22 protein-coding genes are annotated in these 26,474 nt (G+C 72.1%); 15 read left to right on the plus strand and 7 right to left on the minus strand.

Annotated elements, in window-relative coordinates:
* Nucleotides 1-13: 13 nt before the first annotated feature.
* From AB0K67_RS39095 to AB0K67_RS39110, 4 genes are all read right to left on the minus strand, one after another.
* Nucleotides 14-2,056 carry a bifunctional aldolase/short-chain dehydrogenase gene (locus AB0K67_RS39095; protein ID WP_364070305.1) on the minus strand — a complete coding sequence of 681 codons (2,043 nt, stop codon included), beginning with the start codon at nucleotides 2,054-2,056 and terminating at the stop codon, nucleotides 14-16.
* A gap of 6 nt (nucleotides 2,057-2,062) precedes the next feature.
* Nucleotides 2,063-3,220: an L-rhamnose isomerase gene (gene rhaI / locus AB0K67_RS39100; protein ID WP_364070307.1), complete on the minus strand. Its 1,158-nt coding sequence runs from the start codon at nucleotides 3,218-3,220 to the stop codon at nucleotides 2,063-2,065.
* 10 nt (nucleotides 3,221-3,230) lie between these two features.
* Nucleotides 3,231-3,548, minus strand: coding sequence for an L-rhamnose mutarotase (locus AB0K67_RS39105; protein ID WP_364070310.1), 318 nt, complete (start codon nucleotides 3,546-3,548; stop codon nucleotides 3,231-3,233).
* A gap of 261 nt (nucleotides 3,549-3,809) precedes the next feature.
* The gene (locus AB0K67_RS39110; RefSeq protein ID WP_364070312.1) at nucleotides 3,810-5,741 is read right to left on the minus strand and encodes a beta-galactosidase; all 1,932 of its coding nucleotides are present in this window, start codon (nucleotides 5,739-5,741) and stop codon (nucleotides 3,810-3,812) included.
* 289 nt (nucleotides 5,742-6,030) lie between these two features.
* On the opposite strand from AB0K67_RS39110, the gene AB0K67_RS39115 reads away from it, so the two are divergent.
* The 7 genes from AB0K67_RS39115 to AB0K67_RS39145 all read left to right on the plus strand — a co-directional run bounded on the left by AB0K67_RS39115 (nucleotide 6,031) and on the right by AB0K67_RS39145 (nucleotide 14,469).
* Nucleotides 6,031-7,032 carry a substrate-binding domain-containing protein gene (locus AB0K67_RS39115; RefSeq protein ID WP_364070314.1) on the plus strand — a complete coding sequence of 334 codons (1,002 nt, stop codon included), beginning with the start codon at nucleotides 6,031-6,033 and terminating at the stop codon, nucleotides 7,030-7,032.
* A gap of 55 nt (nucleotides 7,033-7,087) precedes the next feature.
* Nucleotides 7,088-8,512 carry a rhamnulokinase family protein gene (locus AB0K67_RS39120; RefSeq protein ID WP_364070317.1) on the plus strand — a complete coding sequence of 475 codons (1,425 nt, stop codon included), beginning with the start codon at nucleotides 7,088-7,090 and terminating at the stop codon, nucleotides 8,510-8,512.
* Between the two features lie 106 nt (nucleotides 8,513-8,618).
* The gene (gene fdh / locus AB0K67_RS39125; protein ID WP_364070319.1) at nucleotides 8,619-11,846 is read left to right on the plus strand and encodes a formate dehydrogenase; all 3,228 of its coding nucleotides are present in this window, start codon (nucleotides 8,619-8,621) and stop codon (nucleotides 11,844-11,846) included.
* 4 nt (nucleotides 11,847-11,850) lie between these two features.
* Complete coding sequence (locus tag AB0K67_RS39130; RefSeq protein WP_364070321.1) at nucleotides 11,851-12,672, plus strand: 4Fe-4S dicluster domain-containing protein; 822 nt, start codon at nucleotides 11,851-11,853, stop codon at nucleotides 12,670-12,672.
* A 109-nt stretch (nucleotides 12,673-12,781) separates the two neighbouring features.
* Nucleotides 12,782-13,783 (plus strand): NrfD/PsrC family molybdoenzyme membrane anchor subunit, encoded by a 1,002-nt coding sequence (gene nrfD, locus AB0K67_RS39135; RefSeq protein WP_364070323.1) that lies wholly within the window; start codon nucleotides 12,782-12,784, stop codon nucleotides 13,781-13,783.
* A complete protein-coding gene (locus AB0K67_RS39140) occupies nucleotides 13,780-13,908 on the plus strand; it encodes a hypothetical protein (RefSeq protein ID WP_364070326.1) in 129 nt (42 codons plus the stop codon). Before nrfD ends, AB0K67_RS39140 begins: the two co-directional genes overlap by 4 nt.
* A 24-nt stretch (nucleotides 13,909-13,932) precedes the next feature.
* Nucleotides 13,933-14,469: an NUDIX hydrolase family protein gene (locus tag AB0K67_RS39145; protein ID WP_364070328.1), complete on the plus strand. Its 537-nt coding sequence runs from the start codon at nucleotides 13,933-13,935 to the stop codon at nucleotides 14,467-14,469.
* Between the two features lie 25 nt (nucleotides 14,470-14,494).
* On the opposite strand, the gene AB0K67_RS39150 is transcribed toward AB0K67_RS39145, so the two are convergent.
* From AB0K67_RS39150 to AB0K67_RS39160, 3 genes are all read right to left on the minus strand, one after another.
* Nucleotides 14,495-15,013, minus strand: a complete 519-nt coding sequence (locus AB0K67_RS39150; RefSeq protein ID WP_364070330.1) for a peptidoglycan recognition family protein — start codon at nucleotides 15,011-15,013, stop codon at nucleotides 14,495-14,497.
* 114 nt (nucleotides 15,014-15,127) lie between these two features.
* A complete protein-coding gene (locus tag AB0K67_RS39155) occupies nucleotides 15,128-16,723 on the minus strand; it encodes an arylsulfatase (RefSeq protein ID WP_364070333.1) in 1,596 nt (531 codons plus the stop codon).
* Between the two features lie 225 nt (nucleotides 16,724-16,948).
* Entirely contained in the window at nucleotides 16,949-17,833 is an 885-nt protein-coding gene (locus AB0K67_RS39160; RefSeq protein WP_364070335.1) for a MurR/RpiR family transcriptional regulator, read from the minus strand.
* 82 nt (nucleotides 17,834-17,915) lie between these two features.
* On the opposite strand from AB0K67_RS39160, the gene AB0K67_RS39165 reads away from it, so the two are divergent.
* Genes AB0K67_RS39165 through AB0K67_RS39200 form a run of 8 tightly spaced genes read left to right on the plus strand, consistent with a single transcriptional unit; the run spans nucleotide 17,916 to nucleotide 26,472 of the window.
* Nucleotides 17,916-19,463 (plus strand): ABC transporter substrate-binding protein, encoded by a 1,548-nt coding sequence (locus AB0K67_RS39165; RefSeq protein ID WP_364070337.1) that lies wholly within the window; start codon nucleotides 17,916-17,918, stop codon nucleotides 19,461-19,463.
* 10 nt (nucleotides 19,464-19,473) lie between these two features.
* Nucleotides 19,474-20,439 (plus strand): ABC transporter permease, encoded by a 966-nt coding sequence (locus AB0K67_RS39170; protein ID WP_364070340.1) that lies wholly within the window; start codon nucleotides 19,474-19,476, stop codon nucleotides 20,437-20,439.
* On the plus strand, nucleotides 20,436-21,260 hold the full coding sequence (locus AB0K67_RS39175) for an ABC transporter permease (RefSeq protein WP_364070342.1): 825 nt from the start codon (nucleotides 20,436-20,438) through the stop codon (nucleotides 21,258-21,260). The genes AB0K67_RS39170 and AB0K67_RS39175 overlap by 4 nt, the downstream gene beginning before the upstream one ends.
* Nucleotides 21,261-21,268: 8 nt before the next feature.
* Nucleotides 21,269-22,168, plus strand: a complete 900-nt coding sequence (murQ, locus tag AB0K67_RS39180; RefSeq protein WP_364070345.1) for an N-acetylmuramic acid 6-phosphate etherase — start codon at nucleotides 21,269-21,271, stop codon at nucleotides 22,166-22,168.
* Nucleotides 22,165-23,337, plus strand: coding sequence for an anhydro-N-acetylmuramic acid kinase (locus AB0K67_RS39185; RefSeq protein ID WP_364070348.1), 1,173 nt, complete (start codon nucleotides 22,165-22,167; stop codon nucleotides 23,335-23,337). Before murQ ends, AB0K67_RS39185 begins: the two co-directional genes overlap by 4 nt.
* Nucleotides 23,334-24,407, plus strand: a complete 1,074-nt coding sequence (locus AB0K67_RS39190) for a serine hydrolase domain-containing protein (RefSeq protein ID WP_364070351.1) — start codon at nucleotides 23,334-23,336, stop codon at nucleotides 24,405-24,407. The genes AB0K67_RS39185 and AB0K67_RS39190 overlap by 4 nt, the downstream gene beginning before the upstream one ends.
* Nucleotides 24,404-25,996, plus strand: coding sequence for an ABC transporter ATP-binding protein (locus AB0K67_RS39195; protein ID WP_364070354.1), 1,593 nt, complete (start codon nucleotides 24,404-24,406; stop codon nucleotides 25,994-25,996). Before AB0K67_RS39190 ends, AB0K67_RS39195 begins: the two co-directional genes overlap by 4 nt.
* Nucleotides 25,997-26,043: 47 nt before the next feature.
* Nucleotides 26,044-26,472: a helix-turn-helix domain-containing protein gene (locus AB0K67_RS39200; RefSeq protein ID WP_364070423.1), complete on the plus strand. Its 429-nt coding sequence runs from the start codon at nucleotides 26,044-26,046 to the stop codon at nucleotides 26,470-26,472.
* Nucleotides 26,473-26,474: the final 2 nt, after the last annotated feature.

A 26,474-nucleotide genomic window follows, 5' to 3' on the forward strand; every position in this document is an offset into this window, starting at 1 on the left:
AGTGAGCGTGCGCTCAGCGCAGGAAGGCCGCGGCGACGCCCGCGTCCACCGGGATGTGCAGGCCGGTCGTGTGGGTCAGCTCGCCGCCGGTGAGCGCGAAGACGGCCGCCGCCACGTGCTCGGGCAGCACCTCGCGCTTGAGCAGCGTGCGCTGGGCGTAGAACTCGCCCAGCTTCTCCTCCGCCACGCCGTACACCTTCGCCCGGTTGGCGCCCCAGCCGGAGGCGAAGATGCCGGAGCCGCGTACGACGCCGTCGGGGTTGACGCCGTTGACCCGGATGCCGTGAGCGCCCAGCTCGGCGGCCAGCAGCCGCACCTGGTGCGCCTGGTCGGCCTTGGCGGCGCCGTAGGCGACGTTGTTCGGCCCGGCGAAGACGGAGTTCTTGGAGGAGATGTAGACGATGTCGCCGCCCATGCCCTGGCCGATCATGACCTTGGCGGTCTCCCTGGAGACCAGGAACGAGCCGCGCGCCATCACATCGTGCTGCAGGTCCCAGTCCTCGACCGTGGTCTCCAGCAGCGAGCGCGACAGCGACAGTCCCGCGTTGTTGACCACCAGGTCGATGCCGCCGAAGGCGAGCACGCCCGCGCGCACGGCGGCGGCGATCTGCTCCTCGGAGGTGACGTCCACGCCGATCGCCACGGCCACGTCGGACGGCCGGTGCGCCTGCGCGCCGATCTCGGCGGCCACCTTCTCGGCGGCGGCGAGGTCGCGGTCGGCCACGATCACGCACGCGCCCTCGGCGGCCAGCCGGCGCGCGGTGGCCGCGCCGATGCCGGAGCCGCCGCCGGTGACCAGCGCGATCCTGGTGGCCAGCGGCTTGGGCTTGGGCATGCGGCGGAGCTTGGCCTCCTCCAGCTCCCAGTACTCGATGCGGAACTTCTCCGACTCGGGGATGGGCGCGTAGGTGGAGACGGACTCGGCGCCGCGCATGACGTTGATGGCGTTGACGTAGAACTCGCCGGCCACCCGCGCGGTCTGCTTGTCCTTGCCGAAGGAGAACATGCCGACGCCCGGCACCAGCACGATCGCCGGGTCGGCGCCGCGCATGGGCGGCGAGTCCGGCTGTGCGTGCCGCTCATAGTAGGCGGTGTAGTCGGCGCGGTAGGCGGCGTGCAGCTCGCGCAGCCGCTCGGCGGCCTGCTCCAGCGGCGCGTCCGGCGGCAGGTCGAGCACCAGCGGCGCGACCTTCGTCCGCAGGAAGTGGTCGGGGCAGGACGTGCCCAGCGCCGCGAGCCTCGGGTGCTCGGCCCGCGAGACGAAGTCCAGCACCTCGGGCGTGTCGGTGTAGTGGCCGACCACGCGCGCGTCGGTGGAGGCCAGGCCGCGCACGATCGGGAACAGCGCGGCGGCCCGCGCGTGCCGCTCGGCCTCGGGCAGCGTCTCGTAGACGACCGGGCCGAACGGGTCGGGGCGGCCGTGCTCGGCCAGGTACGCCTCCGCGGTGCGGATGATCTCCAGCGAGCGCTCCTCGCACTCCTGGGACGTCGAGCCCCACGCGGTGATGCCGTGGCCGCCCAGGATGCAGCCGATGGCCTGCGGGTTGGCGTCCTTGATGGCGGCGATGTCCAGGCCGAGCTGGAAGCCGGGCCGGCGCCACGGCACCCACACGACGCGGTCGCCGAAGATGCGCCTGGTCAGCTCCTCGCCGTCGGCGGCGGTGGCCAGCGCGATACCGGCGTCGGGGTGCAGGTGGTCGACGTGGGCGGCGTCCACCAGGCCGTGCATGGCGGTGTCGATCGACGGGGCGGCGCCGCCCCTGCCGTGCAGGCAGTAGTCGAAGGCCGCGACCATCTCGTCCTCGCGCTCGACGCCCGGATAGACGTCCTTGAGCGCGCGCAGCCGGTCGAGGCGGAGCACGGCCAGGCCCGACTCCTTGAGCGTGCCGAGGTCGCCGCCGGAGCCCTTGACCCACAGCAGCTCGACGTCGGAGCCGGTCACCGGGTCGGTCGCGGTGCCCTTGGCGGAGGTGTTGCCGCCTGCGTAGTTGGTGTTGCGCGGGTCCGCGCCCAGGCGGTGGGAGCGGTCGAGCAGCTCGTTGATGACGTTCGACATGTCGGTTCAGGCCCCCCAGCCGGCCTGCTGCCCGCCGACGCGCTCGGCGGCGATCTTCTCGAAGTATCCGGACGCGGCGTAGGCGGCCATCGGGTCGGGCGCGAGGCCCATCTCCTCGCGCAGCTCGGCGAGCAGCGGCCGCACGTCGGTGTTGTAGGCGTCCATGAGGACGGCGTTGGCGCCCAGCACGTCGCCCGCGTTCTGCGCGGCGGCCAGCGCGTCGCGGTCCACCAGCAGCGCCTTGGCGGTGGCCTCCTGGACGTTCATGACCGAGCGGATCTGGCCGGCGATCTTGGGCTCGATGTTGTGGCACTGGTCGAGCATGAACGCGACGTTCGCCTCGGGGTCGAGGCCGCCGCCGCGCACCACCTCGAACATGATGCGGAAGAGCTGGAACGGGTCCGCGGCGCCGACCATGAGGTCGTCGTCTGCGTAGAAGCGGGAGTTGAAGTCGAAGCCGCCGAGCTTGCCCTCGCGCAGCAGGAACGCCACGATGAACTCGATGTTGGTGCCCGGCGCGTGGTGACCGGTGTCCACGACGACCTGGGCCTTGGGGCCGAGCTTGACGCAGTGGGCGTACGCGGTGCCCCAGTCCGGCACGTCGGTGGCGTAGAAGGCGGGCTCGAACAGCTTGTACTCCAGCAGGAAGCGCTGGCCGTCGCCGAGCCGGTCGTAGACCTCGGCGAGCGCCTCGGCCAGGCGGTCCTGGCGGGCCCGCAGGTCGTCCTGGCCCGGGTAGTTGATGCCGTCGGAGAACCACAGCTTGAGCGTGTCGGAGCCGGTGGCGTCCATGATGTCCACGCATTCGAGCAGGTGGTCGGTGGCCTTGCGGCGGACGCGCGGGTCGGGGTTGGTGACGCTGCCCAGCATGTAGTCGTCGTCCTGGAAGACGTTGGAGTTGATGGCTCCGATGCCGACGCCCAGGTCGCGGGCGTGCCGGGCGAGGTCGGCGTAGTCGTCCACCTTGTCCCACGGGATGTGCAGCGCGACCGTGGGCGCGACGCCGGTGTGGGCGTGCACCTGGGCGGCGTCGGCGAGCTTCTCGTACGGGTCGCGCGGCACGCCCTTCTGCGCGAACACCTTGAAGCGGGTGCCGCTGTTGCCGTAGGCCCAGGACGGCGTCTCGATGTGCTGCGCCCGCAGTGCGGCCTTGATGTCAGTCATTACTCCCCGATCAGTCCAGGTGGAACACTTCGGTCAGCGGCGTCATGCCCTCGTCGGGCCGGCCGTCGAGGTCCTCGAAGAACGGCGCCATCTCCGCCTGCCAGCGGGCGTTGACCTCGGTCTCGGCCATCGCCTTCTTGGCGGCCTCGAAGTCCTCGGTCTCCAGGTAGCCGACGAGCAGGCCGTCGTCCCTGAGGAAGAGCGAGTAGTTGTGCCAGCCGGTACGTGACAGCGCCTCGCGCATCTCCGGCCAGACGTCGCGGTGGCGTTCGCGATACTCCGCCAGCCGATCCTGGCGGACTTTCAGCAGGAAGCACACGCGTTGCACTGACACTCCCTTCAAAACGTTTTAATGTTCTGGGCAGGAAACTATGATTCCCGCTGGCCGCTGTCAATGCGCGGCCGGGGCCCCGGCCCTGCGTCGCGGGGCCGGGACCGGGCTCTGACACGTTTCAAACCTCGCGCGTTTCCCCGGCGCCGTCTCAGCAGGGCCCGCCCCCGCACGGGCGCGGGCCGCACGGGCGCGGGCCGGCAGCGCGGGATCCGGCGGCACCCATCTCGGGCGGGGCCCGGTTCGGCAGCGCGCGGCTCAGCCGGGGACGACCACGGCGTCTCCCGCCGCGACCGTGACGGTACGGCCGTCGCGGGTGGTGACCGCGGCGTCCTCGCCGGTGTGGTTGATCGCGAACAGGAAGGAGCCGCCGTCTGCGCGCGTGCGGCGCACCACCTCGACGCCGGGCACGGTATCGGCGGCGGGCTCGACCCCGGCCTCCCTGCACACGGTGCCGATGACCTCGGCCAGCGCGGCGTCGTCGAGCAGGGTGGTCAGGTAGTGGGCGACGCCGTCGCCGAACTCGTTGCGGGTCCAGGCGGGCTCGCCGCTGGCGTACGTGTCGAGCACCTTCGCCGTCGTGACCCGCGCCGCCTCGCTCCAGAGCCGGCCCGTCGCGCCCGATGCCAGCCTGATCGGCTCGGCGAGCGGGAAGAACTCCTCGACGGTCACGCCCAGCAGGTCGCGCCAGGCGCCCGGGTAGCCGCCGAGCCGCACCCTGTCGCATTCGTCCACGATCCCGCTGTACGGCCCGACGAGCACGACGCCGCCCCGGCGCGCGAACTCCTCCAGGTTGGCCGCGCCCGCGTCGCTCACCAGGTAGAGCTGCGGCACCAGCACCAGCCGGTAGCCGGTGAGGTCGCCTTCGGGGTGCGCCAGGTCGCAGGTGACGCCGGCCCGCCACAGCGCCGCGTGCCAGCGCTTGGCCTCCTCCACCGGGTCGAGCTCGGAGCTGGGCTGGGCGGGGTGGTCCTGGGCCCACACGCTGGAGTGGTCGATGAGCAGCGCCACGTCGGCCTCGACCCGGCTGCCCGCGACGCCGGCGAGCCCGGCCAGCTCCGCGCCGAGCGCCTTCACCTCGCGGAAGATCTTGGTGTCGGTGCCGGCGTGCGGCAGCATCGCCGAGTGCCACTTCTCCGCGCCCGCCCTGGACTGGCGCCACTGGAAGAACATGATGCCGTCGGCGCCCCTGGCCAGGTGGGCGAGGGAGTTGCGGCGCAGCTCGCCGGGGGCCTTGGCGAGGTTGCGCGGCTGCTGCCAGTTGACGGCGCTGGTGGAGTGCTCCATGAGCAGCCAGGGCCGGCCGCCGTTGAGCGAGCGCGCGTAGTCGGCGGCGAAGGCCAGGTCGATGTGCGGTTCGGCGCGGGCCCCGATGAGGTAGTGGTCGGTGGAGACGATGTCCAGCTCGGCGGCGAAGGCCCAGCAGTCCATGTCCCAGTGGGCGCCGGCCATGAGGTTGGTGGTGGCGGGCACGCCGGGGGTGATCTGCTTGAGCAGCTCGCGTTCCGCCAGGTAGAGCTCGACGAGGGCGTCGGAGCTGAACCTGCGGAAGTCGAGGAGCTGGCCCGGGTTGGCGAAGCTGGGCGTGGCGCGCGGCGGCAGGATCTGCGCCCAGTCGCTGTAGTGCTGGGACCAGAACGCGGTGCCCCAGGCGTCGTTCAGCGCGTCGAGCGAGGAGTAGCGCGAGCGCAGCCAGGCGCGGAAGGCCGCGGCGGAGGCGTCGCAGTAGCAGCGGGCGTTGTGGCAGCCGTACTCGTTGTGCACGTGCCACAGGGCGAGCGCCGGGTGGTCGCGGTAGCGGACGGCGACCTGTTCGGCGATGCGCAGCGCCTTCTCCTTGTAGATCGGCGAGCTGGGGCAGAACGCCTGCCTGCTGCCGTGGTACAGCCGCCGGCCGTCGGCGTCCACGGGCAGCGCCTCGGGGTAGGCGTCGGCGAACCAGGGCGGCGGCGAGGCGGTGGGCGTGGCCAGGTTGGCCCGGATGCCGTTGGCCGCCAGCAGGTCCATGGCCCGGTCGAGCCAGCCGAACTCGAAGACGCCCTCGACGGGTTCGAGCAGCGACCAGGAGAAGATGCCGAGGCTGACCCTGTTGACTCCGGCCTCGCGCATCAGCGCGACGTCCTGCTCCCAGGTCTCCTCGGGCCACTGCTCGGGGTTCCAGTCGCCGCCGTACGCGATGACATCCGGCATGAAGCCTGCCTTTCATGGATCGTTTACTGGGGGATTAAAACGTTTCCACACGTCGGCACACAAGTCCTGACAGCCGCCCGCCACCGGTCTCCGCTGCTCAGGCGGGGGTTCGGGCGGCGCGGGGCGACCCTGAGCGGTCACTCAGGCACGCCGAGCCACGCTGCGGAGCGTCTGCAGTTGAACGTTTTTCATCTCACTGCCCAATGGGCGGCGTTCTGCGAAGGGGAACCGGGCTCCTACCGGTGGTGTGACTGGCCAAGCGTCCGTTTGTACGTTTTAATTGGTCTTCATGGCCATGGTCAGCATCAAGGACGTCGCCGCGCTCGCCGGCGTCTCCCCGGGCACGGTCTCCAACGTACTGAACCGGCCGGGCAAAGTCGCGCCGGCCACGCGCGAGCGGGTCGAGGCCGCCATCAGCGAGCTGGGGTTCGTCCGGCACGGCTCGGCCTCCACGCTGCGCGCCGGGCACAGCAGGACGATCGGCCTGAGCGTGATCGACATCGGCAACCCGTTCTTCACCGAGGTCGCCGCCGGTGTCGAGGACGTGGCCAGCGAGCTCGGCTACGCGGTGATCCTCGGCAACTCGGCGGGCTCCACCGACAAGGAGGACCGCAACCTGCGCGTGCTGGCCGAGCAACGCGTGCGCGGCGTGCTCATCACGCCGTCGGGCGAGGACCCGGCCAGGCTCGACCGGCTGCGCGAGCACGGCATCAGCGTGGTGCTGGTCGACCATCCCGCCCACCGCCCCGACCAGTGCGCGGTGGCCGTGGACGACGTCGCGGGCGGCCGCGCGGCCGTGGCCCACCTGCTGGGCAAGGGCGCGCGGAGCCTGGCGTACGTGACCGGGCCGCTGACCATCCGGCAGTGCGTCGAGCGCCGCGAGGGCGCCAAGATGGCCATGACCGCCGCCGGGCTCGACCCCGCCGGCCTGCGGGTGGTCGAGGCCGCCACGATGACCGCCAAGGCGGGCGAGAAGGCGGCGGGTGAGCTGGTCGCGGACGGGCTGCCCGAGGCGATCTTCTGCGCCAACGACCTGCTCGCGCTCGGCGTGCTGCGCGCGCTGCTGCGCTCGGGGGTGCGGGTGCCCGAGGACGTCGTGCTGATGGGCTACGACGACATCGACTTCGCCGCCGCCTCGACGGTGTCGCTCACCTCGATGCGGCAGCCGACGTACCAGCTCGGGCGCATCGCCACCGAGCTGCTGCTGGACGAGTGCGACAACCCCGACACGCACGCGCACCAGCACATCATGTTCCAGCCGGAGCTCGTCGCCAGGGAGTCCACCCAATGAGCCGCACGCCAGGGACGCCAGGGACGCCAGGAACGCCGAGAACGCCGAGGACCGCATGACCAGCAGCACCAGTCATCGATTCGCCGCCGTGGACCTGGGCGCCTCCAGCGGGCGGGTGATGCTCGCCGATCTGTCCGACGGCCTGACGCTGACCGAGGCGCACCGTTTCCCCAACGGCCCCGTACGCGTGGCCGGCCGCCTCTACTGGGACGTGCTCGGCCTGTACCGGGAGATCCTGGCCGGGCTGCGCGAGGCGGGCCCGGTCTCCTCGATCGGCATCGACTCCTGGGCCGTCGACTACGCGCTGCTCGACGAGTCCGGCCGGATGCTGGGCAACCCGGTGCACTACCGCGACGACCGCACCGCCGGCGTGCCCGAGCGGGTGGCCGCCGAGGTCGGCGCGGAGGCGCTCTACGACGTCAACGGCCTGCAGGTGCTGCCGTTCAACACCCTTTACCAGCTCCTGGCCGACCGGCTCGACGGCGCCGCCACGATGCTGCTGATCCCCGACCTGATCGGCTACTGGCTGACCGGCGAGATCGGCGCCGAGGTGACCAACGCCTCCACCACGGGCCTGCTCGACGTGCGCACGAGGTCGTGGGCGTTACCGCTGGTCAAGCAGCTCGGCCTGCCCTCGGGGATCCTGCCGCCGCTGCGGCAGCCGGGCGACGAGGCGGGCGGGCTGCGGCCCGACGTGGCCGCCGAGATCGGCTGGTCGGCCCCCGTCATGGCGGTCGGCTCGCACGACACCGCCTCCGCCGTGGCCGCCGTGCCCGCCACCGGCCCCGCGTTCGCCTACATCTCCTGCGGCACGTGGTCGCTGGCCGGGGTCGAGCTGCCGGAGCCCGTGCTCACCCCCGAGAGCCGGGCCGCGAACTTCACCAACGAGGCCGGCATCGACGGCACCGTACGCTACCTGCGCAACGTCATGGGCCTGTGGCTGCTACAGGAGTGCCTGCGCGCCTGGCCGGGCGCCGACCTGGGCGAGCTGCTGGCCGCCGCGGCGAAGGAGCCGGCGTTCGCCGCCGTCGTCAACCCCGACGAGCCGGTCTTCCTGCCGCCGGGCGACATGCCGGGCAGGATCGCCGCCGAGTGCCGCCGCACCGGGCAGCGCCCGCCCGCCTCCCCCGCCGGGTACGTGCGGTGCGTGCTGGAGAGCCTGGCGATCGGCCACCGGCGGGCGGTGCGGCAGGCGATGGAGCTGTCCGGCCGCGACGTCGAGGTGGTGCACCTGGTCGGCGGCGGGTCGCGTAACGAGCTGCTGTGCCAGTTCACCGCCGACGCCTGCGGGCTGCCGGTGGTGGCCGGGCCGGCGGAGGCGACCACGTTCGGCAACGTGCTGGTGCAGGCGCGCTCGGCCGGGCTGGTCTCCGGCCTCGGCGAGATGCGGGCGCTGGTCGCCGAGACCCAGCCGCTGCGCCGCTACGAGCCCTCCGGCGACCTGCGCGCCTGGGACGAGGCGGCCTCCCGGCTGTTCTGACCTGTTTCTACCAGGAGCCGGGAGATCGTCCCGGCCGTTGTGACCTGCCGGTTTTCCCCCCGCTCGTCCCGGGCAGGACTCGGGCCGGGGACATCGGGGGGATGCCATGGATCTCGCGTGGCCGCTGCTGCGGCAGCTCACGGGGGCGGACCGCACGGCACGGGGGCCGGCGGCCAAGTCGGCGAGGACGGAGACGCTGAAGGCCCGCACGGCGACGGCGGACCGGGTGGTCAAGTCGGTCTGCCCGTACTGCGCGGTGGGCTGCGGCCAGAACGTCTACGTCCGGGATGAGAAGGTCATCCAGATCGAGGGCGACCCCGACTCCCCCATCAGCCTGGGCCGGCTGTGCCCGAAGGGCGCGGCCAGCCTGCAGCTCACCACCGGGCCCGGCCGCATGCACAAGGCGCTCTACCGGCCGCCGGGCGGGGCGGACTGGCAGGAGATCGACCTGGCCACGGCCATGGACATGATCGCCGACCGGATCATCGCGACCCGCCGCGCGACCTGGGAGCAGGAGAAGGACGGCCGGCGGACCTCGCGCACCATGGGCATCGCCAGCCTGGGCGGCGCGACCCTCGACAACGAGGAGAACTACCTCATCAAGAAGCTGCTGACGGCGCTCGGCGTGGTGCAGATCGAGAACCAGGCGCGCGTCTGCCACAGCTCGACCGTGGTGGGGCTCGGCACGTCGTTCGGGCGCGGCGGTGCCACCACGTTCATGCAGGACCTGCAGCACGCCGACTGCATCGTCATCCAGGGCTCGAACTTCGCCGAGTGCCACCCGGTGGGCTTTCAGTGGGTGATGGAGGCCAAGGCGCGCGGCGCGGTCGTCATCCACGTCGATCCGCGCTTCACCAGGACGAGCGCGCTGGCCGACCTGCACGTGCCCATCAGAGCGGGCTCCGACGTGGCGTTCCTCGGCGCGATCATCAACCACGTCCTGGAGAACGAGCTGTACTTCCACGAGTACGTGCTCAACTACACCAACGCGGCGACCATCCTGCGCGAGGACTTCCGCGACGCCGAGGACCTCGACGGCCTGTTCTCCGGCTTCGCCGAGGAGAGCCGCACCTACGACACCGACTCCTGGCAGTACGAGGGCATGTCCACGGTCGCCGCGTCGGGCGACAGGGACGAGGACTTCGACCGGCGCGAGGGCCGCACCCCGCCGGGCCGCCCCGAGGTGCAGGGCAGCGCCGGGATGCCGCTCGACGGCGTGCCCGAGCGCGACGAGACGCTGCGCCACCCGCGCTGCGTGCTGCAGGTGCTGCGCCGCCACTTCGCCCGCTACACGCCGGAGATGGTCGAGCGGGTGTGCGGGGTGCCGCGCCACCTGTTCGAGCAGGTGTGCCGGCATCTGACGGAGAACTCGGGGCCGGACAAGACCTCGGAGTTCGTCTACGCGGTCGGCTGGACGCAGCACAGCGACGGCTCGCAGTTCATCAGGACGGCGAGCATCCTGCAGCTGCTGCTCGGCAACATCGGCCGGCCGGGCGGGGGTATCCAGGCGCTGCGCGGGCACGCCAGCATCCAGGGGTCGAGCGACATCCCGACGCTGTTCAACCTGCTGCCGGGCTACATCCCGATGCCGCACGCGCACGAGAACGAGCGGCTGCGCGACTTCCTGCTGGCCGACGCCCCGCATAAGGGCTTCTGGGCCAACATGCCCGCCTACCTCATCAGCCTGCTCAAGGCGTGGTGGGGCGACTCGGCGCAGCCGGACAACGACTTCCGCTTCGGCTGGCTGCCCCGGCTGACCGGCTCGCACAGCACGTACGACACCGTGCTCGCGCAGCTCGAGGGCACCTGCAAGGGCTACATCCTGCTTGGCGAGAACCCGGCGGTCGGCTCGGCCAACGCGAAGATGCAGCGGCTCGGCATGGCCAACCTCGACTGGCTGGTGGTGCGCGACTTCAGCCTGATCGAGAGCGCCACCTGGTGGAAGGACGGCCCGGAGATCGAGACGGGCGAGCTGAAGACCGAGGACATCCGCACCGAGGTGTTCTTCCTGCCGGCGGCGAGCCACACCGAGAAGAACGGCAGCTTCACCAACACCAACCGGCTGCTGCAGTGGCATCACCAGGCGGTCGAGCCGCAGGGCGACGCCCGCAGCGACCTGTGGTTCATGTACCACCTCGGCCGCATCATCAGGGAGAAGCTGGCCGGTTCGACCGACCCGATGGACGCGCCCGTGCTCGACCTCACCTGGGACTACCCGACCGAGGGCGAGACGGAGGAGCCGTCGGCCGAGGCCGTGCTGGCCGAGATCAACGGCTGGGACGAGCGCGGCCGGCCGCTGCCCGGCTATCACGCGCTCAAGGACGACGGCTCCACCGCCTGCGGCTGCTGGATCTACTGCGGCGTGTACGCCGACGGCGTCAACCAGGCGGCCCGGCGCAAGCCGGCGTCCGAGCAGAACTGGATCTCCGCCGAGTGGGCGTGGGCCTGGCCCGCCAACCGGCGCATCCTCTACAACCGCGCCTCGGCCAAGCCCGACGGCACCCCGTGGAGCGAGCGCAAGCGGCTGGTGTGGTGGGACGCCGAGGCGCAGCGCTGGACCGGATACGACGTGCCGGACTTCGAGGCGGACAAGAGCCCCGGCTACCGGCCGCCGCCCGGCGCGCAGGGTGTGGAGGCGCTGTCGGGCATCGACCCGTTCATCATGCAGGCCGACGGCAAGGGCTGGCTGTTCGCGCCGAACGGGGTGGTGGACGGGCCGCTGCCCACCCACTACGAGCCGCAGGACTCGCCGGTCGCCAACCCGCTGTACGGCCGGCAGCGCAGCCCGGTGCGCAAGGTCTATCCGCACGAGCACAACCGCTACCAGCCGAGCGGGGACGAGCCGGGGTCGTCGGTCTACCCGTACGTGGTGACGACGTACCGGCTGACCGAGCACTTCACGGCGGGGGGCATGAGCCGGTTCACGCCGTACCTGTCGGAGCTGCAGCCGGAGATGTTCTGCGAGGTCTCCCCCGCGCTGGCCGCCGAGCGCGGCCTGGTGCACGGCGACTGGGCGACGATCATCACGGCGCGCAACGCCATCGAGGCCCGGGTGCTGGTCACCGACCGCATCCCGTCGCTGCGCCTGAACGGGCGGGTGCTGCACCAGATCGGGCTGCCGTTCCACTTCGGGCCCAACGGTCTCGTCACCGGCGACGCGGCCAACGAGCTGTCGTCGATCTCGCTCGACCCCAACTCCCACATCCAGGAGGTCAAGGCGCTGTCGGCGGACATCCGCCCGGGGCGGCGGCCACGGGGGCCCGCGCTGCCCGAGCTGGTCAGGTCGTACCAGCGGCGGGCCGGGATCGACGCCCGTACCGGAACGGAGGTGTGAGGCGGTGGCCTTCGACCTGAGGGAGCAGCTCGACGGGCGGCGCGTCGGCTTCTTCACCGACACCAGCATCTGCATCGGCTGCAAGGCGTGCGAGGTGGCCTGCAAGGAGTGGAACGCCGTGCCGGACGACGGCATGGAGTTCACCGGCATGTCCTACGACAACACGGCAGGGCTGGGCGCCGACACCTGGCGGCACGTGGCGTTCGTCGAGCAGCGGCGGCCGCTCGGCCACCAGGAGCCGGGCGTCGGCGACATGGACTTCCGCTGGCTGATGGCCTCCGACGTGTGCAAGCACTGCACGCACGCGGCCTGCCTGGACGTGTGCCCGACGGGGTCGCTGTTCCGCACCGAGTTCGGCACGGTGGTGGTGCAGGAGGACGTCTGCAACGGCTGCGGCTACTGCGTGCCTGCCTGCCCGTTCGGGGTGATCGGCAAGCGCGAGAGCAGCGGCACGGCGGCCAAGTGCACGATGTGCTACGACCGGCTCGGAGCCGGGCAGGAGCCGGCCTGCGCCAAGACCTGCCCGACGGACTCGATCCAGTTCGGCGACCTCGACGAGCTGCGCGAGCGCGCCGAGCGGCGGCTGGCGCAGCTTCATGAGGCGGGCACCACCTCCGCCCGCCTGTACGGCCACGACACAGGCGACGGCGTGGGCGGCACGGGCGCGTTCTTCCTGCTGCTCGACGAGCCCGAGGTGTACGGCCTGCCGCCCGACCCGGTGGTGACGACCAGGGACCTGCCGGCGATGTGGCGGCACGTGGGCGTGGCGGCGCTCGGCCTGCTGGCGGGCGTGGCGGCGCTGACGTGGAAGGGGCGGCGCAGGTGACGGCGGACCTTCCGGCGGGACTCTTCGCGAGGCGAGCGGACGCGACGGGAGCGGCGCAGGTGACGGCGGATCTTTTCGACGAAGAGCGGATGCGACGGGGGCGGCGCGGATGAGCCAGACAGACGTGCGGATGGACGGCTCGGCGGAGCTGCGCAGTGAACGGGAGGCCACGCCGGGCTCGGCGGGCCGCAGGCGCGAACGGCTGCTGGTGCCGAAGGCGGAGTTCGACTCCTATTACGGGCGGCCGGTGCTGAAGGAGCCGACCTGGCAGGCCCCCGACATCGCCGGTTACCTGTTCCTCGGCGGCCTGGCGGGCGCGTCGTCCACGCTGGCCGCGGCCGCCGAGCTGACCGGCAGGCCGGGCCTGGCCAGGGCGGGCAAGGTGGGGGCGCTGTGCGCGCTGGGCGGCTCGCTGTACGCGCTCATCCACGACCTGGGCAGGCCCGAGCGGTTCGTCAACATGCTGCGGGTGTTCAAGGTGACCTCGCCGATGAGCGTCGGCACCTGGATACTCACCGCGTACGGCCCGCAGGCCGGGCTCGCGGCGGCCTGCGACGTCACCGGCGTCGCGCCGGGCGCGGGCAGGGCGGCCACCGTCGGCGCGGGGCTGGTGGGGCCGGCGGTGGCGACGTACACGGCGGCGCTGATCTGCGACACGGCGGTGCCGGCCTGGCACGAGGGCCACCGGGAGATGCCGTTCCTGTTCGCCGGGTCGGCGACGGCGGCGGCGGGCGGGCTCGGCCTGCTGGCCGCGCCGCTGGAGGAGGCGGCGCCGGCCCGGCGGGTGGCGCTGCTGGGCGCGGCGGTGGAGTGCGTGGCCGCCCTGCGGATGGAGCGCCGTCTCGGCCCGCTGGCCGAGCCGCTCAAGCGCAGCAGGCTGCTGCGCCTGGGCGAGGCGCTGTCGCTGGCGGGCGCGGTGGCGGGGGCGACCGTGGGCCGGCGCAGCAGGGTCGCGGCGATGGCGGCGGGCGCGGCGCTGCTGGCCGGGTCGGCGTGCACCCGGTTCGGGATCTTCCAGGCGGGGATGGAGTCGGCTCGCGATCCCCGCTACACCGTCCAGCCGCAGCGCAGGCGGCTGGCCAAGGCGAAAGCGGAGCGTGACCTCAGATGAAGCGGAAAGTCGCGGAGTATCTGCCGTTCTTCGGCATCGTGCTCGTCGTCTGCACGGCCTCGTGGCTGGCGGGCCGGACCCCGCCGCAGGCCGTCCTGTGGGGCAAGGCCACGGTACGGCGCTGAGCCGGCCGGCCTTACGATCAGCAGATGACCGAAAAGACCGAGACGACGCCCGCCTGGCTCGCACCCGAGGAACTGGAGTCGGTGCGGGGCAGGATGCCGATCCTCTACATCGACGCCGTGCCGGTGCGCGTCGATGACACCGGTGTGGTCACCCACGTCGGCCTGCTGCTGCGCATCCTGTCGGACGGCACGGTCAGCCGGGCGCTGGTCTCCGGCCGGGTGCTGCACCACGAGCGGATCCGCGACGCCCTCATGCGTCACCTGGAGAAGGATCTGGGTCCCGTGGCGCTCCCGCGCATCCCGGCCTCGCCGCAGCCGTTCACGGTGGCCGAGTACTTCCCGACGCCCGGCGTCACCCCCTACCACGACCCGCGCCAGCATGCGGTCTCGCTGGCCTACATCGTGCCGGTGGCCGGTGACTGCAGGCCCCGGCAGGACGCGCTCGACCTGGTGTGGTTCACACCGGAGGAGGCGGCCTCGCCGATGGTGCAGCAGGAGATGGCGAACGGTCAGGGCGTGCTGCTCAAGCAGGCGCTGGCCCACGTGGGCCGGCTGGTCTGAGACCTGTCTGGCTCCGCCGGGGACGTCAAGGGCGCTCCGCCCCGGCCTTGACCCAGCGGTAGAGCGGGTCGCCGGGGCAGGAGGTGCTGTAGCCGTCGCGGTGCCCCTTGACCTCGGGGCCGGCGTCGCCGTGCTCGCGCAGGTATTCGATGGCGTCCACCAGGGCGTGCAGCAGGTCGTCGTTGGGCTCGGTCAGCCCGGAGCTGCCGACCAGCGCGAGCACCGCGTAGTGGCCGGAGTTGAGCCCCGCGCCGTTGGCGGCCGGCAGGGCGTGCGGGCCGCGCCCGGCGAAGGTGTGCCGGTGGGGGCAGCACACCATGTTGTAGCCGAGGTCGATGTAGCGCTCGCCGCGTCCGCCCGACATGTGCATGCGCTGGATGTCGCGGACGATGCCGGCGCAGCGGTCGTGGTTCGCGGGCTCGGCGAGGTCGGCGGGCACCGCGCCGCCGGTGTAGTGGATCTTCACGCCTTTGGTCGCCCGCAGGCGGGTGTAGGGGCTGGTCGGCTTCTTGGCGCCCCATTCGGCTCTGGTGACCAGGTTCATACGTTCCTCTTCTCGCAGGAGTGTCCTGGTCACCAGAATGTCAACTATCTGTAGTTGCGTCATCACTCTTCGTCATCAGAGTGTGCTGCCGTCCAGGTGAGGTGTCCCTGGAGGTCAGCCGGTGGTGAGCGCCCGGTGGGCGCGCCGGAAGACCTGCTTCCTGCCGCCCGCCCTGAAGTCGGCGCGCGCGGTGATCCCGCCGGATGCCGGGACCGTGAAGCCCACCGAGATCGACATGCCGGGGGCCAGCGACGCCACCTTGCGCGACCGCGCGCCCCGCTCGCCGTCGAGGCTGAGCCGCACGTCGCGCCAGGGCTCGGCGGAGCCGTTGTGCAAGGTCACCACGATCTCGCCGGCCCGCACCTGCGTGCGCAGCCCGTACGGCAGGCGCGGGTCGGGGCCGATCGACCGGTCGAGCCTGGCCAGCAGTTGTTTCGCCAGGTCGGGGCGGGCGGCGGCCAGATTCCTGCGTTCGTACGGATCGGTGCGCAGGTCGTACAGCTCGATCCTGCCGTGCGGTCCGGCCCCGGCGATGTGCGGGTCGAACCTGATCGCCTTCCACCGGCCCTTGCGGATGGCCTGCATCTTGCGCGGCCGGTTCCACACCAGGTGGTCGTGCTCGGGCGCGCTGCCGCCGGTGAGCAGGCCGCGGAAGGACAGGCCGTCGATGCGGGCGGGCACCGGCACCTCGGCGAGGTCGGCCAGGGTGGGCAGCACGTCCCAGAACGCGACCGGCCGCCTGACCACGCGGTGCCGCAGGCCGGGCGACCAGGCGATCATGGGGACGCGGATGCCGCCCTCGTACAGGTCGCGCTTGTCGCCGCGGTAGGGGCCGTTGCTGTTGAACAGCTCCGGCGTCACGCCCTTCTCGTGGTGAGGGCCGTTGTCGCTGGTGAACAGCACCAGCGTGCGCTCGGCCACGCCCGCGTCGCGCAGCGCCCTGATGAGCGCGGCGACGTCGGTGTCGAGCCTGGTCACCTGCGCGGCGTGCCGGCGGTTGGGGCCGCTCCACGGGCGCTTCTCGTACGGTCCCGCATCGCCGGGGACGGCGCTCGGGGCGTGCGGCAGGTTGGTGGGGAAGTACAACAGGAACGGCCTGTCGCCGCTGTCCTTGATGAACTCGACGGCGCGTTCGCGGAACAGGTGCGGCGCGTACGAGCCGCCGTTCAGCCGCACCTTCTCGCGGTTGTGCCACAGGTACTTGGGGAAGTACTGGTGGGCGTGCTTGTGCCCGATGTAGCCGTAGAACTCGTCGAAGCCGCGCGCGTTCGGGTGGGAGACGTGGTCGGGGTCCTCGGGTCCGAAGCCCCACTTGCCGATGCACGCCGTACGGTAGCCCGACATCCGCAGCAGCTCGGCGAAGGTGAGGTCGTCCGCGGTCAGCGAGCGCTGCGGGCCGCCCGCGGGGTTCTCGCGTACGGTGCCGTGCCCGGCGTGCAGCCCGGTGAGCAGCGCGCAGCGGGACGGCGCGCACAGCGGCGCCCCCGAATAGGCGCTGGTGAACTGCACGCCCTCGGCGGCCAGGCGGTCGAGAGTGGGGGTGCGGATGGCGCGCTGGCCGTTGCTGCCGATCTCCCCCCATCCCAGGTCGTCGGCCAGGATGAGCACGATGTTCGGCCGCTCGGGCAGCCGGCCGCGCGCGGCGGCGGTGTCGGCGGTCGCGAGCGTGGCGGCGCTCGCCGGGGCGGCCGCCGAGGTGGCCGCGGGCATGGCGAGGCCGGCGAGAGTACCGGCGAATAAGGCTCGGCGCGAAGGCCCGTTGATCACGAAGGGCAAGATATCGGAGGTCACGGCGAATGGTGGGCGAAAGACCGGCGAGCTCTCTCCGGCGCGCAGAAAAGGTGACCCCGGCAGATGCCGTGCAGCTCCCCGGAGGTCCAGGAACGCGCACAGTGCCGCCGGGATGACGGCGCGCTCTCGCAGCGGGACGGGGGCTCAGTCGCGCGTGACGCGCCGGTCGTGCACCACCGCGTACGTGTTGCGCAGCGCCTCCATCGACTCGTCGTAGGAGGCCTGCGCGACACCGGTGAACAGGCAGTCCACCACCATGAGCTGGGCGATGCGGCTGCCCAGCGCGCCGGAGCGGAACCTGGTCTCCCGTGCGGCGGTCGTGAGCGTCACGTCGGCCGCGCGGGCCAGCGGCGACTCGCGGAAGTTGGTGAGCGCGATCGTGGCGGCCCCCGCCTTGCCGGCGATGGCGAGGAACTCGACGGTGTCCACGGTGGCGCCGGTGTGGGAGACCGCGAGCGCCACGCAGCCGGGGCCGAGGGTGGCGGCGGAGGTCCACGCCGAGTGCGAGTCTGGCCAGTTGATGGCGGTGCGCCCGATGCGTGAGAGCTTCTGCTGCAGGTCGAGCCCGACGAGCGCGCTCGCGCCGACGCCGAAGGTGTCGATCCTGCGGGCGCCGAGCAATAGCTCCACGGCTCGGCCGAGGGCGTCCATGTCGAGGAAGCGCGCGGTGTCGGCGATGGACAGCGTCTCGTTCATCGCGACCTTGGTGACGATGCCGGCCAGGCTGTCGTTCCTGTCGATGTCGCCGGAGACCTCGGGCAGGCTCGCGGTGGCCAGCTCCTCCCTGGCGACGGCCCGGGTGAGGTCGATCCTGAAGTCCCGGTAGTGGGCGTAGCCCATGCGGCGGTAGAAGCGGACGACGGAGGTCGTGGAGGTCTGGCAGCGGGCGGCCAGCTCGGCGATCGACAGGTTGGCCGCGGCGGCGGGGGCTTCGGTGAACTCCTCGGCGATGCGGCGCTCCGAAGGACGCAGGGCGGGCATGGCCGCGCGGATCCGGATCAGCAGCGTCTCGGCGTCCTCGCCCGTCATCACTCATCCCCGTCGACGGAAAATAAATACCCTGATGGTAGGGTCTGTGTAATTTTATGACCTACTGCACCAAGGAGAGCACATGCCCCGTGGCGCCTTCTCCGCGGTCGGCGTCGCCGCTGCGCTGTCCGTCGCGTTGACCGCCTGCTCGTCCTCCGGAGGTACCCCCGCCGCCGCGCCGGGGAACGCCCAGGGCGGCGGTTCGCTCGTCGTCGGCGTCACCTCCGACCCCGACACGCTCTTCCCCTGGAAGGCCACCCAGTTCACGGCCGTCAACGTGCTGCAGAACCTGTACGGCACGCTCACCGAGTTCGACAAGGACCTCAACGTCGTCCCCGGCCTCGCCGAGTCGTGGGAGACGAGCAAGGACGGCAAGACGCTGACCTTCAAGCTGCGCCAGGGCGTGACGTTCGCCGACGGCAGCGCGTTCGGCTCCGAGGACGTCAAGGCATCTCTCGAGAAGATCATGGACGAGAAGACGGCGGCGGTGGCCCGCGCCTCGCTGTCGTCGGTCGAGTCGGTGAAGGCGCCCGACGAGAACACCGTGGTGCTGGAGCTGAAGAGCCCCGACGCCGCGCTGCCGGCCAACCTGGCGACCGTCAACATGGCCATGCTCTCCTCCGACGACACCGAGGAGAAGCTCACCACCACCCCCAACGGCACCGGCCCGTTCACGCTCGGCAAGCGGGTGCCCAGCCAGTCGATCACGCTCACCAGGAACGACAAGTACTGGGGCCCGGAGAAGCCGAAGGTGGGCTCGGTGGAGTTCCGGGTCATCCCCGACGAGTCGTCCATCGTCTCGGCCATGCAGTCGGGCAACGTGCAGCTCGCGGTCTTCAACGACCCGCTGGTCGCGCAGACCGCCGAGGGCGGCGGCACGATCACCGTGACCAAGACGCCGCAGCTCAACTACCACGTCCTGCAGCTCAACGCGCGGCGCGGCGACCTGAAGGACGTCAACGTGCGCCTGGCCATCCAGTGCGCGATCGACCGCAAGCAGGTGCTCGACACCGCCGCGCTCGGCGAGGGCGAGGTGACCGGCCCGATGACCGCGCCCGCGTTCAAGTCGGACCCGGACAAGCGCCCCTGCCCCACCCGCGACCTGGCCAAGGCCGCCGACTACCTCGCCAAGGCCGGCAAGTCCGGCGGCGTGACGGTCAAGACGATCGTCTCCCAGGGCGAGTACGCCACCTCCGTCAACGAGGCGCAGAACCTCAAGGCCCAGCTCGCCGAGGCCAAGATCAACCTGGACCTGGAGGTGCTGGAGTCCGGCGCGTACGTGGACCGCTGGGTCGCCGCCGACTTCGACGCGGCGGTGGCGCTGAACGGCGGCCGCCCCGACCCCGACGGCTCCTACGGCCGCTACTTCACCAGCGACGGCAACCTCAACAAGGTCGCCGGCTACAGCTCGCCCACGCTGGACAAGCTGTTCGCGCAGGGCAAGGCCACCACCGACCAGGCCGAGCGCAAGGCCATCTACGACCAGGTCGCCGCCGAGCTCGAGGACAACGCGGCCTGGATCTGGTTGTTCGCCGGCTACACCTACACCGCGACCACGTCGAACGTGCAGGGCTTCGTGCCGATGGCCAGCGGCTCCCTGCAGTACCTGCGGACGACGTCCGTCGGCTGAGGCGCCACCGATGAGGTTCGTACGCAACCGGGCGCTGCGCCGCGTCGCGGAGACCGTCGGCATCCTGTTCGGGGTGGCCGTGGTGGTCTTCGTGATGCTCAGGGCGCTGCCCGGCGACCAGATCACCGCCGGGCTCGGCACGGAGGCCGCCGCGCTCACCCCGGCGCAGCGGCAGGCCCTGGAGCAGTACTACGGGCTGGACCAGCCGCTGGTCACGCAGTTCTTCTCGTGGCTCGGCAACATGTTCACCGGCAACTTCGGCTACTCGGCCCGCTCCCAGCAGAGCGTGCTGGAGCTGACCCTGCACGCGCTGCCGGTGACGTTCGAGCTGGCCGTGCTGTCGATCCTGCTGGCGCTGCTGATCGGGGTGCCGCTGGGCATGCTGGCCGCCTCGCGGACGAACTCGCTGCGCGACGCCGCCGGCCAGGTGGTGAGCCTGGCCGGGCTGTCGATCCCGGCGTTCCTGCTGGCCACCACGCTGCTGTCGGTGTTCGCCGCGTCGTTCGGGTTCAACCCCAACGGGCAGGGCTTCGCCACCTTCACCGAGGATCCGCTGCTCAACCTGCAGCAGATGTTCCTGCCCGCGCTCGTGCTGGGCTTCGGCATCGCGGCGCCGATCCTGCGCACCACCCGTACGGCGGTGCTGGAGGTGCGCTCGGACGACTTCGTGCGCACCGCCCGCGCCAAGGGCGTGCCCGAGCGGCGGCTGCAGGTCAGGCACGTGCTGGGCAACGCGCTCGTCCCCATCGTCACCATGACCGGCCTGCAGTTCGGCTACCTGCTCGGCGGCGCGGTCGTGGTGGAGCAGATCTTCTCCGTGCCGGGCATCGGGCGGCAGGTGCTGCTCGGCATCCAGCAGAAGGAGTACGCGGTCGTGCAGAGCACCGTACTGGTGATCGCGCTGGCGTTCGTGCTGGTCAACCTGCTGACCGACCTGCTCTACCGGGTGATCGACCCGCGGGTGAGGGCGTCATGAGGCGCAGTCCCGCCGCCGTCGCGGGCATCGTGATCCTGGCGCTGCTCGCCGTCGTGGCCGTGCTGTCGTACCTGGACCTGCTGCCCTACGACCCGATCGCGCAGAACCCGCCGTCGCGCTTCCTGGGGCCGTCGGGCGAGCACCTGTTCGGCACCGACCAGTTCGGGCGCGACGTGTTCTCCCGGGTGGCCGCGGGCGTCGGCAACTCGGCGCTGATCGCGGTCGTCGCGGTGGCGTTCGCGACCGTGGTGGGCACGCTGGGCGGGCTGGTGTCGGGCTTCTACCGGGGCTGGGCCGACGGCGCGATCGGCGGGGTGACGAACGTGCTGTTCGCGTTCCCGCCGCTGCTGCTCGCGCTGTCGCTGGCGTCGGTGCTGGACCGCAACTGGTTCACCATCGCCGTGGCCATCGCGATCGTCTACGTGCCGATCTTCATCCGGGTGACGCGCGGGCCCGTGCTCTCGCTCAGGGAGATCGAGTACGTCAAGGCGGCCGTCTCGACCGGCCAGAGCCGCTGGCAGATCATGCTGCGCCACGTGCTGCCGAACATCACCTCGATCATCGTCGTCCAGGTGGCGCTCTCGCTGTCGTGGGCGGTGCTGACCGAGGCGTCGCTGAGCTTCCTGGGGCTCGGCACCCCGCCCCCCGCGCCGTCGCTCGGTTCGATGATCTTCGAGGCGCGCAGCCTGGTGTTCATCGCCCCGTGGACGCTGATCGCCCCAGGCGCGGTCGTCGTGCTGCTCGTGGTCGGGCTCAACCTGCTCGGCGACGGCCTGCGCGACACTCTCGACCCCAGAAACCGCGGACACCGAGGAACCTGAGGAAAGCGGTGAATCTCTCCGAACTGACAACCGAGTCGGCCGACCCGCGCTTCGCCGGCATCGACACCATGAGCGTGGGCGAGCTGGCGGCCACCATGAACGCGGCGGACGCCACCGTGCCCGGCGCGGTGCAGACGGCGCTGCCCAGCATCACCGCCGCCATCGAGGCCGCCGCCGCCCGCATGGAGACCGGCGGGCGGCTGGTCTACGTGGGCGCGGGCACCCCGGGCAGGCTGGGCGTGCTGGACGCCTCCGAGTGCCCGCCGACGTTCTCCACCCCGCCCGGACAGGTCTTCGCGATCATCGCGGGCGGTGCGAGCGCGATCGTCTCGCCCTGCGAGGGCGCCGAGGACGACGAGGAGGCCGGCGCCGCCGCCATCGACGCGGCGGGCATCGGCCCGCTGGACACCGTGGTGGGGATCGCCTCCAGCGGGCGCACCCCGTACGTGCTGGCCGCCGTGCGGCGGGCCCGCGAGCTGGGCGCGCTGACCGTCGGGCTGTCGTGCAACGCGGGCACCCCGCTGAGCGCGGCGGCCGAGCACGCGATCGAGGTGCTGGTCGGGCCCGAGGTGATCAGCGGCTCGACCCGGCTCAAGGCGGGCACCGCGCAGAAGCTCGTGCTCAACATGTTCTCGACGATCGTGATGGTGCGGCTCGGCAAGACGTACGGCAACCTGATGGTCGATGTGAAGGCCAGCAACGGCAAGCTGCGCGAGCGCGCCGTGCGCATGGTCCGCGCGATCACCGGGGCCGGCCGGGAGGAGGCGCTGGCCGCGCTGGACGCCAACGGCTTCAACGTCAAGCAGGCGGTGGTGGCCTCGCGCTTCGGCCTGTCGCCGCAGGACGCCGCGGCCCGGCTGGCCGCGGCGGGCGGGCGGCTGCGGGTCGCGCTGGGAGAGACCGTATGAAGGTCCTCGGGATGATCTCCGGCACCTCGCACGACGGCATCGACGTGGCGGTGGTGGACTTCGAGCTCGTCGGGAGTGTGCTCGAAGGCCGCCTCGGCCACACCGCCAGCACGCCGTACCCCGACGAGCTGCGGGCGCGGCTGATCGCGGCGCTGCCGCCCGCGCCGGCCACGCTGGCCGAGGTGTGCGAGCTGGACACGCTCATCGGGCAGAGCTTCGCCGAGGCCGCCGCGCGGGCGATCGAGGCGGGCGGGCCCGTCGACCTGATCGTCTCGCACGGCCAGACCGTCTACCACTGGGTGGAGGGCGCGCACGCGCGCGGCACGTTGCAGATCGGCCAGCCCGCCTGGATCGCCGAGCGCACCGGCACGCCCGTGCTGTCGGACGTGCGCATCAGGGACATCACCGCAGGCGGGCACGGCGCGCCGCTGGTGTCGGTGCTGGACGGGCTGCTGCTCGGCGCGCACGAGGGCGGCGCGGCGGCGCTCAACCTGGGCGGCATCGCCAACATGACCGTGGTGCGCGGCGGTCCTGGACAGGACCTGTACGCCTACGACATCGGCCCGGCCAACGCCCTGATCGACGCCGTGGTGACGAGCCGGGGCCTGCACCCGCGCGGCTTCGACGAGGACGGCCGCATCGCCGCCTCCGGGCGGGTGCACGAGGGGCTGCTGGCGGTGCTGCTGGACGAGCCGTACTACCGGCTGGAGCCGCCCAAGAGCACCGGCAAGGAGCTGTTCCACCTCGGCTACGTCGAACAGGCCCTGGCCAGGACCGCCGCGCCGGTCGGCGACGCCGACCTGGTGGCCACGCTGACCGAGCTGACCGTGCGGACCGTCGCCCGCGACGCGCGCGCGTCCGGGGTGGGCGCGCTGGTCGTCTCCGGCGGCGGCGCCCGCAACCCCGTGATCATGGAGGGGCTGCGCGCCGCGCTGCCCGGCGTGCGGGTGGCGCGCTCCGACGAGTACGGCGCGCCCTCCGACGACAAGGAGGCCATCGCGTTCGCGCTGATCGGCTGGCTGACCGCGCACGGCCTGCCGGGCACCGTCCCGGGCGGCACGGGCGCGTCGGCCGCCCGCGTCCTCGGCACGCTCACCCCCGGTGCGGGGCCGCTGGTGCTGCCCGCGCCGCTCGCGCAGGGGCCGCGCTCGCTGGTGCTCACCCGATGACCGCGACGACCGCCCCACGCCCCGGAGAGCCCGCGCCGGAGCCGCCGCCCGGCCTGGTCATGGCGGCCCGTACGCCGTGGTTCGAGCTGACCGAGGTCACCGGCCACCGCACCGTGCAGGCCACCGGGAACGGCCTTGAGTGCCTGGCGCGGATGACGCTGGAGACCTACCACGACCTGGCCTCGGTGACCAAGGTCATGGCCACCACCACGATGCTCATCCGGCTGGTCTCCGACCGGCTGGTGGACCTGGACGCGCCGCTCAGCGCGTACCTGCCGCGCTCCTACGAGGCGATCACGGTGCGCGAGCTGCTGCTGCACCGGGGCGGCCTGTGGGAGTGGTGGCCGCTGTACATCAAGCCGGACATGCCGCCGCCGCGCTACCGTCCCGGCCGCGCCCGCCACTACTCCGACCTGGGCTTCATCCTGCTCGGCAGGATCGTCGGCGCGGTCACCGGGCTGCGTCTCGACCGGGCGCTGGCCGAGCTGGTCACCCGGCCGCTCGGCCTGACCTCCACCACCTACGCCCGCCCGGCCGGGGCCGAGGTCGCCATGAGCGCGCTGGACGACCGGGTCGAGATGACCATGCTGGACACCGGCCGCCCGTATCCGGTGCCCTACCGCAGCGCCGACTTCGCCGGCTGGCGCACCGGTCCGGTGCTGGGCGAGGTGGCCGACGGCAACGCCTTCCACGCCTTCGAGGGCGTGTCGGGGCACGCGGGCCTGTTCTCGACGGTGCCCGACCTGCTCAAGTTCGCCACCGCCATGGCCAGGTACGAGGAGTACGACCACCTGTGGCGGCCCGAGGTCGTCCGGGAGTTCTTCACCCCCGGCCCGGACCCCGAGCAGGCACTGGGCTTTCGCAGGTACGCGCTCGACCTGCCCGGCGAGACGGTCACCGTGCTCGGCCACCCCGGCTACGTCGGCTGCGCGGTCGGTTTCGTGCCCGGCCGCGACATCGTGCTGGCCCTGGCGAGCAACCGCCTGCTCGTCGAGGGCGCCCCCACCCCCACGGACGCCCTCTGGGCCGGCCTGCTGCAGGCCGTCGAAGACCGATCGAGGACCGCATGACGACCCCGCTCCTGGAGATCGACGACCTCTCCGTCGCCTTCCGCACCCGTAAGCAGGACGTGACCGTCGTCAGGAACGTCTCCATGCGCATCATGCCGGGCCAGACCGTCGCCGTGGTGGGCGAGTCCGGCTCGGGCAAGTCCACCACGGCGGCGGCGGTCAACCGGCTGCTGCCCGACAATGGCCGCATCACCGGCGGCCGGGTCGTCTTCGACGGCCGCGACCTGGTCAAGGCGACGGCGCGGGAGATGACCGCGATCCGCGGCGCGGGCATCGGCCTGGTCCCGCAGGACCCGATGTCGAACCTGAACCCGCTGATGCGCATCGGCGACCAGATCGCCGAGGCGCTGGAGGTGCACGGCCTGGCGAGCGGCAAGGCGGCGCGCGAGCGGGTGGTCGAGCTGCTCGACATGGTGGGCATCCAGGAGCCGCGCCGGCGCGCCCGGCAGTACCCGCACGAGTTCTCCGGCGGCATGCGGCAGCGGGCGCTGATCGCGATGGGGCTGGCCTGCCGGCCCAAGCTGCTCATCGCCGACGAGCCGACCTCCGCCCTGGACGTGACCGTGCAGCGGCGCATTCTCGACCAGCTCGAGCAGCTCACCGCCGAGATGGGCACGGCCGTCTTCCTCATCACGCACGACCTGGCGCTCGCGGCGGAGCGTGCCGACGAGGTGGCGGTCATGTATAAGGGCGAGATCGTGGAGACCGGCCCGGCGGCGGGCATCCTGAGCGACCCCGGGCACGAGTACACCCGCAGGCTGCTCGGCGCGGTGCCGAGCCTGTCGTCGGCGCGGGTGTCCGAGCCGCCCCGCGACGCGCCCGACCTGGTCGTGGTGGAGGGGCTGCGCAAGGTGTTCCCCGGCAGGGACGGCGACCCGGACTTCACGGCGGTGGACGGCGTGTCGTTCTCGATCCCGCGCGGGCAGACGGTCTCGATCGTGGGCGAGTCCGGCTCGGGCAAGTCCACGACCGCGAACCTGCTGCTCGGCCTGGACGAGCCCACCGCGGGCAGCATCCGCTTCGACGGTACCGACCTGGCCGGGCTGGGGCGGCGCGAGCTGTTCGCCTTCCGCAGGCGGGTGCAGCCGGTCTTCCAGAACCCGTACGCCTCGCTCGACCCCCACTACACCGTGGAGAAGTCGATCACCGAGCCGCTGCGCGTGCACCGCGTCGGCACCCCGGCCGAGCGGAAGAAGCGGGCCGCCGAGCTGCTGGAGCGGGTGTCGCTGCCCGCCTCGATGGCCGGGCGGCTGCCGCACGAGCTGTCCGGCGGGCAGCGCCAGCGGGTGGCCATCGCCCGCGCCCTGGCGCTCTCGCCCGAGCTGGTGGTGCTCGACGAGGCGGTCTCGGCGCTGGACGTGCTGGTGCAGGCGCAGATCCTGGAGCTGCTCGCCGAGCTGCAGCGGGAGCTGGGGCTGAGCTACCTGTTCATCAGCCACGACCTGGCCGTGGTGCGGATGATCTCCCACCGGGTGCACGTCATGCGCGGCGGGCGCATCGTGGAGAGCGGCACGGCGGCGGAGATCTTCGACAGTCCCGCCGACGGCTACACGCGGGAGCTGCTCGCCGCCATCCCCGGCACCCGGTAAGTTGGAATTTCAGACTTACTTGAAGGACGCGGCAGGAGGCGGGTGTGATGCCCAGGGAATGCTCGATCGCCAACGCGCTCGAGATCGTCGGCGAGCGGTGGAGCCTGCTCGCGCTGCGGGAGATCTTCCTCGGTGTGCGGCGCTTCGACCAGATCGCCCGCAACACCGGCGCCAGCCGCGACATCCTCACCGCCCGGCTGCGCAAGCTGGAAGAGTACGGCCTGCTCGAACGCCGCCCCTACGAGACGCGCCCGCCGCGCTACGAGTACGTGCTCACCGAGTCCGGCAGGGCGCTGAACGAGGTGCTGCTGACGCTGATGTCGTGGGGCGACCGCTACGTCACCCGTGGCGAGCCGCCCACGGTCTGGGGCCACGCCTGCGGCGCGGAGCTGGAGCCGGTGATGGTGTGCGCGAGCTGCCGGGAGCCGGTGCGGATCGAGGACATGGCGGCGCTGCGCGTGAGCGAGCCACAGTAGTC

The organism is Nonomuraea sp. NPDC052634, from assembly GCF_040678535.1.
GTDB classification, from domain to species: Bacteria; Actinomycetota; Actinomycetes; order Streptosporangiales; family Streptosporangiaceae; genus Nonomuraea; species Nonomuraea fastidiosa.

Bases quoted from the DNA above. Each gene is read 5' to 3' on its own strand.
- AB0K67_RS39150 (WP_364070330.1), bottom strand. From the start codon at position 15,013: ATGAACCTGGTCACCAGAGCCGAATGGGGCGCCAAGAAGCCGACCAGC.
- AB0K67_RS39200 (WP_364070423.1), top strand. From the start codon at position 26,044: ATGCCCAGGGAATGCTCGATCGCCAACGCGCTCGAGATCGTCGGCGAG.
- AB0K67_RS39195 (WP_364070354.1), top strand. From the start codon at position 24,404: ATGACGACCCCGCTCCTGGAGATCGACGACCTCTCCGTCGCCTTCCGC.
- AB0K67_RS39095 (WP_364070305.1), bottom strand. From the start codon at position 2,056: ATGTCGAACGTCATCAACGAGCTGCTCGACCGCTCCCACCGCCTGGGC.
- nrfD (WP_364070323.1), top strand. From the start codon at position 12,782: ATGAGCCAGACAGACGTGCGGATGGACGGCTCGGCGGAGCTGCGCAGT.
- AB0K67_RS39155 (WP_364070333.1), bottom strand. From the start codon at position 16,723: ATGCCCGCGGCCACCTCGGCGGCCGCCCCGGCGAGCGCCGCCACGCTC.
- AB0K67_RS39140 (WP_364070326.1), top strand. From the start codon at position 13,780: ATGAAGCGGAAAGTCGCGGAGTATCTGCCGTTCTTCGGCATCGTGCTC.
- AB0K67_RS39185 (WP_364070348.1), top strand. From the start codon at position 22,165: ATGAAGGTCCTCGGGATGATCTCCGGCACCTCGCACGACGGCATCGAC.
- AB0K67_RS39160 (WP_364070335.1), bottom strand. From the start codon at position 17,833: ATGACGGGCGAGGACGCCGAGACGCTGCTGATCCGGATCCGCGCGGCC.
- fdh (WP_364070319.1), top strand. From the start codon at position 8,619: ATGGATCTCGCGTGGCCGCTGCTGCGGCAGCTCACGGGGGCGGACCGC.
- AB0K67_RS39115 (WP_364070314.1), top strand. From the start codon at position 6,031: ATGGCCATGGTCAGCATCAAGGACGTCGCCGCGCTCGCCGGCGTCTCC.
- AB0K67_RS39190 (WP_364070351.1), top strand. From the start codon at position 23,334: ATGACCGCGACGACCGCCCCACGCCCCGGAGAGCCCGCGCCGGAGCCG.
- AB0K67_RS39120 (WP_364070317.1), top strand. From the start codon at position 7,088: ATGACCAGCAGCACCAGTCATCGATTCGCCGCCGTGGACCTGGGCGCC.
- AB0K67_RS39175 (WP_364070342.1), top strand. From the start codon at position 20,436: ATGAGGCGCAGTCCCGCCGCCGTCGCGGGCATCGTGATCCTGGCGCTG.
- rhaI (WP_364070307.1), bottom strand. From the start codon at position 3,220: ATGACTGACATCAAGGCCGCACTGCGGGCGCAGCACATCGAGACGCCG.
- AB0K67_RS39165 (WP_364070337.1), top strand. From the start codon at position 17,916: ATGCCCCGTGGCGCCTTCTCCGCGGTCGGCGTCGCCGCTGCGCTGTCC.
- AB0K67_RS39145 (WP_364070328.1), top strand. From the start codon at position 13,933: ATGACCGAAAAGACCGAGACGACGCCCGCCTGGCTCGCACCCGAGGAA.
- AB0K67_RS39110 (WP_364070312.1), bottom strand. From the start codon at position 5,741: ATGCCGGATGTCATCGCGTACGGCGGCGACTGGAACCCCGAGCAGTGG.
- AB0K67_RS39170 (WP_364070340.1), top strand. From the start codon at position 19,474: ATGAGGTTCGTACGCAACCGGGCGCTGCGCCGCGTCGCGGAGACCGTC.